10 protein-coding genes are annotated in these 12,260 nt (G+C 35.6%); 1 reads left to right on the top strand and 9 read right to left on the bottom strand.

The annotated features are described in order from the left end of the window. Nucleotides 1–116 precede the first annotated feature (116 nt). The gene (locus BLQ19_RS03805; RefSeq protein ID WP_074537454.1) at nucleotides 117–3,635 is read left to right on the top strand and encodes a VCBS repeat-containing protein; all 3,519 of its coding nucleotides are present in this window, start codon (nucleotides 117–119) and stop codon (nucleotides 3,633–3,635) included. Between the two features lie 29 nt (nucleotides 3,636–3,664). Here the strand turns inward: BLQ19_RS03805 and BLQ19_RS03800 are convergent, their stop codons facing one another. From BLQ19_RS03800 to BLQ19_RS03760, 9 genes are all read right to left on the bottom strand, one after another. After that, nucleotides 3,665–4,831 carry an alpha-hydroxy acid oxidase gene (locus tag BLQ19_RS03800; protein ID WP_025614147.1) on the bottom strand — a complete coding sequence of 389 codons (1,167 nt, stop codon included), beginning with the start codon at nucleotides 4,829–4,831 and terminating at the stop codon, nucleotides 3,665–3,667. Then, a complete protein-coding gene (locus BLQ19_RS03795) occupies nucleotides 4,828–5,157 on the bottom strand; it encodes an L-rhamnose mutarotase (RefSeq protein WP_025614148.1) in 330 nt (109 codons plus the stop codon). The genes BLQ19_RS03800 and BLQ19_RS03795 overlap by 4 nt, the downstream gene beginning before the upstream one ends. Next, nucleotides 5,154–6,485, bottom strand: coding sequence for an L-fucose:H+ symporter permease (fucP, locus tag BLQ19_RS03790; RefSeq protein ID WP_074537453.1), 1,332 nt, complete (start codon nucleotides 6,483–6,485; stop codon nucleotides 5,154–5,156). The genes BLQ19_RS03795 and fucP overlap by 4 nt, the downstream gene beginning before the upstream one ends. Nucleotides 6,486–6,522: 37 nt before the next feature. Continuing rightward, nucleotides 6,523–7,314 (bottom strand): SDR family oxidoreductase, encoded by a 792-nt coding sequence (locus BLQ19_RS03785; protein WP_025614150.1) that lies wholly within the window; start codon nucleotides 7,312–7,314, stop codon nucleotides 6,523–6,525. 3 nt (nucleotides 7,315–7,317) lie between these two features. Continuing rightward, on the bottom strand, nucleotides 7,318–8,145 hold the full coding sequence (locus tag BLQ19_RS03780) for an amidohydrolase family protein (protein WP_074537452.1): 828 nt from the start codon (nucleotides 8,143–8,145) through the stop codon (nucleotides 7,318–7,320). Further along, nucleotides 8,145–9,002 carry a fumarylacetoacetate hydrolase family protein gene (locus tag BLQ19_RS03775; protein WP_074537451.1) on the bottom strand — a complete coding sequence of 286 codons (858 nt, stop codon included), beginning with the start codon at nucleotides 9,000–9,002 and terminating at the stop codon, nucleotides 8,145–8,147. Before BLQ19_RS03775 ends, BLQ19_RS03780 begins: the two co-directional genes overlap by 1 nt. Nucleotides 9,003–9,052: 50 nt before the next feature. Beyond that, nucleotides 9,053–9,829, bottom strand: a complete 777-nt coding sequence (locus tag BLQ19_RS03770) for an SDR family NAD(P)-dependent oxidoreductase (protein ID WP_074537450.1) — start codon at nucleotides 9,827–9,829, stop codon at nucleotides 9,053–9,055. Beyond that, nucleotides 9,829–11,157, bottom strand: coding sequence for an L-fuconate dehydratase (locus BLQ19_RS03765; RefSeq protein WP_074537449.1), 1,329 nt, complete (start codon nucleotides 11,155–11,157; stop codon nucleotides 9,829–9,831). Before BLQ19_RS03765 ends, BLQ19_RS03770 begins: the two co-directional genes overlap by 1 nt. 64 nt (nucleotides 11,158–11,221) lie before the next feature. Beyond that, nucleotides 11,222–12,115: an AraC family transcriptional regulator gene (locus BLQ19_RS03760; RefSeq protein WP_074537448.1), complete on the bottom strand. Its 894-nt coding sequence runs from the start codon at nucleotides 12,113–12,115 to the stop codon at nucleotides 11,222–11,224. Between the last annotated feature and the right edge of the window lie 145 nt (nucleotides 12,116–12,260).

Below are 12,260 nucleotides of genomic sequence, written 5' to 3'. Positions count from 1 at the left end.
TGCGTTCATTTCTAAAGAACACAGGAGAATATTTTTTATTCAATAAAGAGGGACTATTTTTATAGTCCCTCTTCGTTTTTCACGAAGTGTTTATCAACCTAAAACCAATCTAATCTATGTGGATTAAAAAGCTTTTTCTTTTAATCGGAATAGGAACTGTTTTATATTCTTGTACTACAGACGTAAAACAATTTGAATTAATTGAAGCAGAGGACTCGGGCATTCAATTTGTCAATAAAATTCAAGAATTAGATACCTTACACTATTTCAATTTCCCATACATGTACAATGGCGGAGGTGTAGGTGTGGCCGATTTTAATAATGATGGATTAGAAGATATTTTCTTTTCGGGAAACATGGTATCCTCTAAATTGTACATCAATAAAGGCAGTTTTAAATTTGAAGACCACACTCAAAAAGCGGGTCTAGAAACCAACTCATGGGTTATGGGAGTTTCCATTATCGATATCAACCAAGATGGTTGGCAAGATGTGTATTTAAGCGTTGCGGGTCATGCAGAAGGTGCAAAGCGAAAGAATAAATTATTTGTAAATAATGGCGACCTTACATTTACGGAAATGGCAGCGGAATATGGCATCGATGATAACGGTCATTCTACTCAAGCCGCATTCTTTGATATGGATAATGATGGTGATTTAGATATGTACCTCTTAACACATGCTAATGAACCTACCACAAATATTGATAAAATTTACACGCTTATAGATGGTACGGGCCCAAGTACAGATCGGCTATATGAAAATATAGGAATTGAAAATGGACATCCAAAATACCAAAATATTTCTACAAAAGCTGGGATTACTATTGAAGGGTATGGTCTTGGATTATCGGTTACAGATATCAATCAAGATGGGTGGTTAGATCTCTATATTACGAATGATTTTATTGCTGATGATATTCTGTATGTAAACAATCAAGACGGGACGTTCACGAACAAAGCAAAAGAGTACTTTAAACAAACAAGTAGAAATAGTATGGGTGTTGATGCTGCCGATATTAACAATGATGACCTTATAGATTTCATAACACTAGATATGCTTCCAGAAAGTAATCTTAGGAAAAAAACAATGACCTCTAACATGAATCATGAACATTATAAAGATGTTTTAAAAAATGATTTCTCACCTCAGTTTATTAGAAATGCCTTACAATTAAATAGAGGACAAGGCGCTAATAATCATCCTGTATTTAGTGAAGTAGGACGTTTGGCAGGCGTATATGAAACAGACTGGAGTTGGTCTCCCTTATTTGCTGATTTTGATAATGACGGACAAAAAGATGTATACATTACCAATGGTTTTATGCGGGATATTACCGATCATGATTTTCAAGAATATTCAAGTCAGTCTACCGTCTTTGTCAAGGGTACCGGGAAGTTATCAAAAGAAGATTTACTAAAAAAACTCAAAAATTTAAAAAGTGTTTACTTGCCTAATTATATGTTTCAAAATAATGGCAATCTAAGTTTTACAAATAGTACAGTAGACTGGGGAATGAATCAAGCTTCACTTTCTAATGGTTCTGCTTATGCCGATTTTGATAATGATGGCGATTTAGATCTTGTGATGAACACCATTAATGCTACTCCATTAGTGTATAAAAATAATAGCAGGCAGCTAAATAAGAATCATTATATGCAACTACAACTAAAAGCAGATAAAGGAAATATAGATGCCGTAGGAGCGCAACTAAACCTTTATATGCCTAACGATACAAAGATTCATCAAGAGATTACACCTGTACGAGGATATTTATCTACATCATCCTTAAAAGCTACTATTGGTGTGGGTACTATTTCAAAGATTGATTCTGTGCATATTAAATGGCCTGGGGGCACTTTCGAGAAATTAGGGAGTTTACGAGTAGATACCTTGTATACCATAGTAAAGGGAAAAAATGAGCCGCTTAATTTTCCCGCATTGCAATCTAAAAATTTCTTGGTATCAGAAATTAGTGATGCTTTAAATTTTGAGCATACGCATATAGAGAATGAAGCAAATGACTTTAGGCATGAACCGCTGCTCTTACACTTAAATGACTATTTTGGACCAGGAATAGCTGTAGGAGATATAAATGGCGATGGTACTGATGATGTGTATATTGGTGGTGCGCGAAACCAAAAGGGAGCTTTTTTGACTCAGAAAGAGGGGAAATTTAATACGCAAGAATTGTCCGATTCTGAAAAGTACGAAGATTTAGGAGCACTGTTTTTTGATGTAGATCAAGATGGCGATTTAGATCTTTATGTAGTCAGTGGCGGAAGCTCCGTTAAGTATTATGATAAAGGCCACTATCAAGATAGAATTTACACGAATGATGGCCAGGGAAACTTTGTTTTAGATAAGGAAGCGTTACCTATATTAAAGGCAAGTGGTTCTTGTGTGGTTGCATCAGATTTTGATCAGGATGGCGATTTAGATGTGTTTGTAGGTGGGGCGGTTGAACCAGATAGCTTTCCTATAAGTCCTAGGAGTTACTTGTTAGAAAATAATGGAGGTAAATTTACAGACGTGAGTCATAAAGCACCCGGATTACAAAATATAGGTATGGTGAGAGCTGCTTTATGGAGCGACTATGACAATGACAATGATTTAGATTTATTATTGGCAGGGGAGTGGATGCCGCTTGTAATTTATAAAAATACAGCAGGGAGTTTTGAAAAGGTAACAAATACTACATTAAATAAGTACTCTGGAATGTGGAATAGCATCACAGGGGCAGATTTTGATAGCGATGGAGACATTGATTACATTGCAGGTAATTTAGGAACCAACACTGCATATAAAGCAAGCAAAGAGCAACCTTTGCGCATGTATGCTAAAGATTTTGATCAGAATAATAGCATGGATCCTATAATAACCAGATATATTCAAGATGTTGAGGTTCCTATTGCTCCAAGAGGAGCCTTGGGTGGGCAACTACGGCAATTGTATAAAACTTTTCCGTCTTATAGTACGTATGCCAATGCAAGTGTTAAAGATTTTCTAGCGGTTTTAGATACTACGGGTATGGCTGTTTTTGAAGCCAATTACACCAATTCTAGCTATCTTGAGAATTTAGGGGATGGAAATTTTAAGGTCACGTCATTACCTATTGAAGCGCAGTTTGCACCATTATTTGGAGTACAGGTTTTTGATATAAACCAGGACGGAAACCTTGATGTTTTGGGAGTTGGTAATTATTATGAAACGGAAGTAATTTCGGGAAGATATGATGCTGGTAAGGGTATGGTGTTACTTGGAAATGGTAAAGGAGGTTTTTCTAGTGAAACCCTGAACACTACAAATTTTGTGGTAGACAGTGACGCCAAAGCGTTATCGTTAGTGAAAATTGAAGATCGTATGAGTTGGGTGGCTACGAGTAGTGCAGGTAAAACCCTAGTGTTTGCTCTTACAGATAGTTTAAACAATCAATACATTGATTTTAAAAGAGGCGAACAATACGCATTAATTTATAAGAAAAAGGGTAAAATAGAAAAGCAAGAAAATTATGTGGGTTCTGGGTATCTTTCACAATCATCGCAAATAGTTCTTTGGAATGTGGCCATGGTAACTAAGATAGAATTCTACAACGAAAACGGAAGTTTAGAAAGAACTTATTCTCAAAATGAATAAGTTCTTTATGCTTCGGATTAATAAAGTTTTTATTTGATTAAATGTTTTTTAAAATCCCTTACATCTTCACAGCAAATTTGTTCCATTACTTGTTGTAGTTCTGTTTTTAATAAGGAGATGGTATGGTCGCCACCTTGTTTACCGAGGGCTGCCACACCGTACATAAATGAGCGACCCATAAAAGTAAACGCAGCACCAGAAGCCATAGATCTTGCAATATCAGGACCAGAGCGTATCCCACTATCCATCATTACAGTTATTTGATCTCCATATTTTTCTGCTATTCTAGATAATGGTTTTATGGTAGATTCCCCTGCATCTAGCTGTCTTCCGCCATGGTTAGAGACAATTAAACCGTCTAAACCTAGTTGGATTGCTTTTTCGGCATCGGCTTCATTAGCCACACCTTTAAGAACTAGCTTCCCAGGCCACATGTCTCTAATAGGTTTAATTTTTTCTTCATTCAACCGACCAGAAAATGTTTGGTCCATAAATTTGCCTAGTTGTTTTAAATCTAGGTTTTTAGGCATGTATGGTTTTAAGGTCTCAAAATTTGGTTGTCCATGTTTTAAAGTTTCTAAAACCCAATGTGGTTTACCTAAAACTTGCAGAATGTTTTTTAGGGTCATTTTTGGAGGCATTGCCAACCCGTTTCTAATATCTCTTGGTCTAAAACCGAAGGTAGGAACATCACAAAGAATAACGAGAACAGGGCATTCCGCTTCTGCAGCCCTTTTTATTAAATCATCTCTTAACCTATTCTCAGTAGGATGGTATAATTGAAACCAAGCATTACCTTCTGTAATCTCAGCAATTCTTTCTATACTACTTGTAGAGACCGTACTTAATACAAAAGGGACATTGTGTTCAAAAGCAGCCTTTGCCAAAATTTCTGGAGCATTTGGCCACATTAATCCTTGTAAGCCAACTGGTGCTATCCCAAAAGGAGCATCGTAAGTTTTACCAAAGAGCTCGGTCTTCATAGAAGAGCCGCAGTGCTTACTTAGGTAAGAAGGTAGTAATTCAACTTTTCGGATTTCAGACGTGTTTTTGTGGAGATTTACATCTTCATTACAACCGCCATCCAGATATTCAAATGCAAATTTTGGAATTTTTTTTTGAGCTTTTGTTCTTAAATCACTGACCGAAGGGTAAGCTGTATTTATTTTGATTTCTTTTTTTTTCTGCTCGCTCATAATTTAAAAATTTGTTCCATTAGTCTCCATTTTTCACCTTCTTTAGAATTGGGAAGTGCTTGTTGATAGTTCCACATCAATTTTTCCCATTCTTGAACTTTAAGATTGGCTAGATCAGCTTTGTTTTTAGATTCAAAAGAGAATTCATCACTGGTCTCCATGATCATAAAGAGTCTGTTTTCCACACTATAGATAGCTAAATGCTGAATTCCAGATGATTTAATGCTCTCCATAATTTCTGGCCATACTTTAGCATGATACGCTTTGTATTCTGCTATTAATGACGCATCATTAATTAAATCTAGTGCTAAGCAATATCGTTTCATAAGCTTGTCGTTACTGTTTTAACTTCATGATGTTTAAAAATATGGCGCCCATACCAAGCAATGTATATAAAACAGAATAGCGGAAGGATAAAAGAAAAATTAACTTCAGCAACGCCTAATATTTGTAAATCCGCTACGCCATTACCTCCATAATCTATAATCATTCCTTGTGCTTTAGGCATTAAAGCACCACCTACGATGGCCATTATCAAACCAGCAGAGCCAACTTTGGATTGTTCTTCTGTTAAGTCTTCTAGCGCTATGCCGTAGATTGTCGGGAACATTAAAGACATAAAAAAAGATATCGCTACTAGAAAATATAATCCTAAAACACCTTCAATAAACATAACGCCTGCGGCACAAGCAATTGCGAAAAGTGAAAAAAGCATCAGTAGTTTTCCCGCACTTGTAAATCGTAATAAATAGGTTCCTATAGCTCTACCAACGGTAAATAAGATAAAAGCTGCCATTTGATAATAACCAGCGGTAACAGCACTTATTTGGATGGCTTCTGCATACTGGTAAATATAGGTCCAGCACATAATTTGTGCGCCTACATATACTATTTGCGCTAAGACCCCTAAAGCATATTTTTTATTTTTTAAAAGGATGCCAAACGTTTTTCCAATGCTAGGCATCGCACCCTCATCTTTAGATTGAGGCATTTTGTTCATTACAAAAAGAACAAAAATGCCGAGTAATACCAGACCTAAAATTACATAGGGGTTGCGTATCACCAATAGATCAGAGGTGCGAATGAGTACTTTAGAAGCTTCTTCTAAAGCACTAAAATCTGCAATATCATCTGATTGCAAATTTTTTAATACAAATTGTTGTGCCACAAACAATCCAGCAATCAACCCTATGGGGTTAAATGCTTGGGCTAAGTTTAACCGCTGTGTGGCGGTTCTTTTATCGCCCATGGCTAAAATATAAGGATTAGCGGCAGTTTCTAAAAAGGCTAAGCCAAAGGTTAAGACATAAAGCCCTAAACAGAAAAACCAAAATTGTTCTGTTATAGCGGCAGGGTAGAATAATAAGGCGCCAACAGCATATAATCCTATTCCTATTAAAATACCAGTTTTGTAAGAGTATTTTCTCATAAACATGGCAGCAGGTAATGCCATACAGAAATAACCGCCATAGAAGGCCATTTGTACCCAAGCAGCTTGTGAGTTAGATAATTCAAGTACTTTTTTAAAAGCTTGTACCATGGGGTCTGTAACCGCATTAGCAAACCCCCATAAAGCAAATAAGGAGGTGACTAGAATAAATGGAACAAGTATCTTTTTTGATACTACTACAGGTTTTTCTGGGGAATTATTCATGATTAAGTTGCGTTGAGTTTTTTGTGATGTTGTAGCTTTATTTAGAAAGTAAGGAACGATCTAAATGTACATAACCGCCATCTACAGTAATGAATTGACCGGTAGTATGTGATGCTTTTTTAGAAATAGTAAATAAGCAAGTATCTGCTATTTCTTGTGGTGTGGTCATCCTATTTTCTAATGGAATCTTATCTACGATAGCTTTTAATTTTTCTTCTCCGTTTTCTAAAGTTTTTATCCAAGTATCATAAGCTGGAGTCCAACTTTCTGCGATGATAATAGCATTTACCCGAATATGATCTTTTATTAAATCTACGGCCCATTCTCGTGTTAAGCCTAAAACGCCCCCTTTAGAAGCGGCATACCCAGATGTAGCCCCTTGACCTGTAAGACTAACCTTAGAGCCTATATTTAGTATAGTGCCTTGTACTTTTTTAATATAAGGAAGACAAAATTTAGTCATTGCAAAAAAGCTTACTAAATTTAGTTTTAAAGACCCCATAAAATCATCAATACTAGCATCTAAACCAACCCCGTCATTTACTCCAATGTTATTAATTAAGGCATCTATCCGCCCATATTTTTCACCTATTTTTTTTGCTGCTGCAGCTACTTGCACAGGATCTGTCAAATCTGTTTTTACAAACAACGCATCAATTCCCTTGTCTTGTAATTCTTTCTCATACCCAAACCCTCTATCATTTCTACAAACAATTACGGGTATGGCCCCTTCATTTGCTAAAGCCTGTATAATCGTTTCACCTATACTGCCTTTTAATCCTGCTGCACCCGTTACAACAACAACTTTATCTTTTAAATGTAAATCCATAGCTTATAAATTGTAAAATTTTATTGCATTTTCACCCATGATATTCTGTTGTTCTGTAGGGCTACATTTTGCAATAAAATCTGTGGTTAGTTTTTTTACTTTAGCAAAGTTTCCTGAAACGAGACATACGGGCCAATCAGACCCAAAAAGAATGCGATCAGGTCCAAAAGAACGTAATACCACGTCCATATAAGGTTCAATCTGTGCAGCGGACCATGTCGTATAATCTGCTTCGGTAATCATTCCAGATAATTTGCAATAGACATTTTCATGTTTAGCAATTTCTTTGATTAATACGGCCCATCCATCCATAAAACCCTCCTTAATATAAGGCTTAGCCATATGATCTAGTATGAATTTCTGATGAGGAAATTTCTTTATGAATTCTAAGGTAGCTCCTAGTTGATGTGGCAGAATTAAAAGATCGTACGTGTAATTATACTTTTCTAAGGCAGCAATTCCTCTCAAAAAATCTGGCTGTAACAAAAATTTAGGATTCAGTTCTGCTTGCACAATATGCCTGAATCCTTTTAGTTTTTTTACACTTGAATATGCTTCTAGTTGTGCTTCTATACTAGCAGCGCTAAGAGCTACCCAACCTACAACCCCTTTTATAAATTGATGTTCATCGGATAACTTCAAAAGAAACTCCGTTTCTTCTCGGCTTTGATCCGCTTGAACAGCGATACAGCCATCAATATTATTTTCTTGGTAGATTTTATTTAAATCTTTTGGTAAAAAATCTCTTCGGATAGTAGACATCGTATCGTCTATCCAAGAATGCTTTTTTGCATCGTATACCCAGAAATGTTGATGGCTATCAATGATCATTACGCTTTGTAATCAATTACGTTTTGTTTAGAAATTCCTAAACCTTCAATCCCTAATTCCATAACATCGCCCTCTTTTAGATACATTGGTGGTGTTAAGCCTAAACCAACTCCAAACGGTGTTCCGGTAGAAATTACATCACCAGGAAGTAAGGTCATAAATTGACTGATATAACTGATCACCTCTTGAACATTAAAAACAAAGTCAGTTGTACTGCTATTCTGCATCATTTCTCCATTCAATTTTAACCATAGGTTTAAATTATTAGGATCTTTAATTTCATCTTTTGTAGCTATAAAAGGACCTAATGGCGCAAAGGTGTCACAACTTTTCCCTTTAACCCATTGTCCTTCTCTTTCTAATTGAAAAGCGCGTTCACTTATATCATTATGTAATACATATCCAGCAACATAATCTAATGCATCTTCTTCAGAAACATAAGAAGCTTTTTGGCCGATTACAATTGCTAATTCTACTTCCCAGTCAGATTTTGTGCTGCCTTTAGGTAAGATAACAGTATCATTAGGACCAATGATAGAAGATGTCGCTTTGAAAAATAACACGGGTTCTTTCGGAATTTGCATTCCGCTTTCAGCGGCATGCTTTGCGTAATTTAAGCCTACACATACTATTTTTGATGGCCGGCAGAGCGGAGAACCTAAGCGTGTTTCTTTGGCAACTAAAGCACATTTGCTTTCGTTATCATTTAACCATTTTTTTAAGCGTGCTATTCCATCTGACCCAAAAAAATGTTCGGTGTAATCTTCACCAAAACCAGAAACATCAATCTTGTTTCCATTTGATAATTGTACTCCTGGTTTTTCATTATTTATTTCACCAAATCTTATAAGTTTCATTTTTTTTTATTTTTTATGATTGTGTTTTTACTTTAATACACAATGAATTATTATCCGTTTAATTTTATAAACCCACCGTCTATAGGAAAGTTAGTACCCGTTACAAAAGAAGCTTCATCGGAACATAAATATAATGCTAAATTGGCAACCTCTTCAGGCATTCCCATTCTACCTATTGGTTGTGTTTGCGAAAGCTTTTCAAACATTTCTTCTTTATTGTCTGGGTAATTTTCGTTTATAAATCCATCTACAAAAGGAGTATGGATTCTTGCAGGAGAAATACAGTTGCATCTAATGCCGTCTTGAACATAGTCTTTTGCAATAGAATAAGTCATGGTTAATGCAGCGCCTTTAGACATAGAATAGGCAAACCTATCTGAAATACCTACTGATGATGCTATAGATGCCATATTTATGATCACACCAGATTTATTTTTTCTCATATGAGGAATCGTACTATAAATACAGTTGTATACGCCTTTGACATTCACTTGGTAAACGCGATCAAAAGCCTCCTCAGGCGTATTTTCAACATTACCAATGTGGGCAATACCTGCATTGTTAATTAAAATATCAATTGAAGAATTTTTGGCTATTTCATCAATAACCGCAATAACTTCTTTTTGATGTACTACATTACATTGATGTACCGCAGCTTTTCCTCCGCTATTTTCAATCTCTTTTTTTGTGAGTAGTGCATTTTCAATATGCAATTCTAATATATGTACAAAAGCGCCTTGTTCGGCTAATGTTTTAGCAATCGCCTTTCCAATACCACTTCCACCACCTGTTATAATCGCCGTTTTCTTGTCTAAATTAAATTTCATTAAAGCGCTGTTTTTGTCGTTTCATTAGACCAAATTTTTCCATTAGGAAAGCTATAGTCTTTTATAGATTCTTCTTTCATTGTGATGCTATAGCCAGGTAATTTAGGAGGCATATAAGCGCCATTTTTCAGGATTACAGGGTCGTAAAAATGTTCGTGTAAGTGATCTACATATTCAATTATTCTATCGTCTAAACTTCCACTTATCGCAATGTAATCTATCATTGAAAGGTGTTGAACATATTCACATAAGCCTACTCCGCCAGCATGTGGACATACTGGAATTTTAAATTTAGCGGCCATTAACAAGATAGCTAATATCTCATTAACCCCGCCAACTCTACAACTATCTATTTGGCAAATACCTATAGCACCAGCCTGCATGAGTTGCTTAAACATCACTCTATTTTGACAATGTTCTCCAGTAGCTACCAAAATTGGGGTAACGGCTTTAGCGATGGTAGCATGACCAAGAATATCATCAGGACTCGTAGGTTCTTCTATCCACCAAGGATTAAATTTTTTCAATTGTTCCATGTTGGTAATAGCTTCGTCAACGTCCCATTTCTGATTGGCATCCATCATTAATTTAAGGTCATCACCAATTTCTTCTCTTATGATTGCAGCTCTGCGCATATCATCTTGAAGATCTGATCCCACCTTAATTTTCATGTGTTTAAAACCTGATGCTTTTGCTTCACGGCATAAGCGTCTCATTTTATCATCAGAATACCCTAACCAGCCAGCAGATGTAGTATAGGCAGGGTATCCGTTTTGTTCTAGGTGGGCTATTCTTTCTTGTTTAGATGCAGATTTATTTTTAAGAAGCGCTAAAGCTTCTTCAGGAGTTATAGCATCAGTGATGTAGGTGAAATCTACGCAGCTCACTAATTCTTCAGGACTCATATCTGCTAGAAGTTTCCAAAGAGGTTTTTTCTCCACTTTGGCATATAAATCCCAAACAGCATTTACAATAGCTCCCGTAGCTAAATGTATCACTCCTTTTTCAGGACCTAGCCACCTTAATTGGCTGTCGCCAGTAATCATCTTCCAAAATGCCCCCATGTTTTTGGTGAAAGATTCTAAAGATTTACCTGTAATTAAAGGCGCAATAGAATTGATTGCCGCAACACACAATTCATTTCCTCTTCCAATCGTAAATGTAAGTCCATGACCTTCGATACCTTCGGGGTGATTTGTTTTTAAAATCACATAGGCAGCTGAATAATCAGGATCAGGATTCATGGCGTCAGAGCCATCTAATGATTTGCTTGTGGGAAAACGAACATCTCTTGTTTCAATGTCCGTAATAAGTATAGGTGTAGCCATTTAAATTTTGCTTATGAAGCAAAATTAGGCGGCATAAGCCATGAAAACCACCTAAAAAAACACTTTATTCAATACTTTTTTTGCCTTCTGTTTTGTTTTTACTGTAAAATTCTAAATAGGAAGAAGGAGAACTATTTTTAATCAGCTTAAATTGTCTGTTGAAGTTAGAGATATTATTGAACCCACATAAATAGGCTATGGATGTGATACTTTCTTTATTTTCTATAAGTAACTTACATGCATATCCTATTCGTATCTCATTGAGATATTTTGTGAAAGGTTTGCGATGTATTTTTTTGAAAAAGCGACTAAAGGCAGATTTGTTCATTCCTATATTCTCAGCAACATCTCCTGAACTCATAGGAGTATTAAAATTTTGAAAAACGTATTCATAAATTTTATCCAATCGTTTGTTTTCTGTTTTGTGAAAACTGTTTAAGAAACCACTGCTGGATAACAGCGTGTAGTTGTTGTGTTTTGATAATTGATTGAGTATTTCTAGCAACGAAATAATTTGCGTTGTATCATCTAATTTCGCTAGTGACTTTAAATTTTGGATTAATTTTTCACTTAGATTATTAAATTTAATTCCACGAACGGCAAGATGTAAGAGGTCGGCAATTTGTTCCGTTTCAGGGACATTTAAAAATTTATCCCCTAGAAAATCTTTTTTAAAATGAACAGAAATAGCTTCTGCTTTAAGTGTAGCATCCTTCTGAAAATATTTGTCTTCATTCAGCCACATATGGGGCAGGTTTTTTCCAATTAAAACAACATCACCACTGTAAAATTTTTCGATACTATCTCCCACAAAACGCATTCCCGAACTTTTTTCAATAAACACAAGTTCAAGTTCTTCGTGATAGTGCCATACCTTTAAAAAGTTGTCATAAATACTATGTGATACGGTAAGTGATTTGTGCTCTTTGTTAGATCTGTTTAAAAAATGAAGCTTCATAAATAGTTCGCTTAAATTCAATAATTCGTATCAAATAAACTTTAAAAGTATGAATAATTGATATATTTTAGGGTTTCAATTAAAAATTATTAAGGTGATAGGGCTGTTTTTTAAAAGGTATCATTCAAAAAGTGATCTTTATTAA

It is taken from the genome of Cellulophaga baltica (assembly GCF_900102165.1).
Lineage (GTDB): Bacteria > Bacteroidota > Bacteroidia > Flavobacteriales > Flavobacteriaceae > Cellulophaga > Cellulophaga baltica.
This window is presented reverse-complemented; position numbering and strand designations above follow the sequence as displayed.

Excerpts from the sequence above, each read along its gene's own strand:
- BLQ19_RS03770 (WP_074537450.1), bottom strand. The coding sequence starts at position 9,829 with ATGAAATTTAATTTAGACAAGAAAACGGCGATTATAACAGGTGGTGGA.
- BLQ19_RS03765 (WP_074537449.1), bottom strand. The coding sequence starts at position 11,157 with ATGGCTACACCTATACTTATTACGGACATTGAAACAAGAGATGTTCGT.
- BLQ19_RS03805 (WP_074537454.1), top strand. The coding sequence starts at position 117 with ATGTGGATTAAAAAGCTTTTTCTTTTAATCGGAATAGGAACTGTTTTA.
- fucP (WP_074537453.1), bottom strand. The coding sequence starts at position 6,485 with ATGAATAATTCCCCAGAAAAACCTGTAGTAGTATCAAAAAAGATACTT.
- BLQ19_RS03780 (WP_074537452.1), bottom strand. The coding sequence starts at position 8,145 with ATGATCATTGATAGCCATCAACATTTCTGGGTATACGATGCAAAAAAG.
- BLQ19_RS03785 (WP_025614150.1), bottom strand. The coding sequence starts at position 7,314 with ATGGATTTACATTTAAAAGATAAAGTTGTTGTTGTAACGGGTGCAGCA.
- BLQ19_RS03775 (WP_074537451.1), bottom strand. The coding sequence starts at position 9,002 with ATGAAACTTATAAGATTTGGTGAAATAAATAATGAAAAACCAGGAGTA.
- BLQ19_RS03795 (WP_025614148.1), bottom strand. The coding sequence starts at position 5,157 with ATGAAACGATATTGCTTAGCACTAGATTTAATTAATGATGCGTCATTA.
- BLQ19_RS03800 (WP_025614147.1), bottom strand. The coding sequence starts at position 4,831 with ATGAGCGAGCAGAAAAAAAAAGAAATCAAAATAAATACAGCTTACCCT.
- BLQ19_RS03760 (WP_074537448.1), bottom strand. The coding sequence starts at position 12,115 with ATGAAGCTTCATTTTTTAAACAGATCTAACAAAGAGCACAAATCACTT.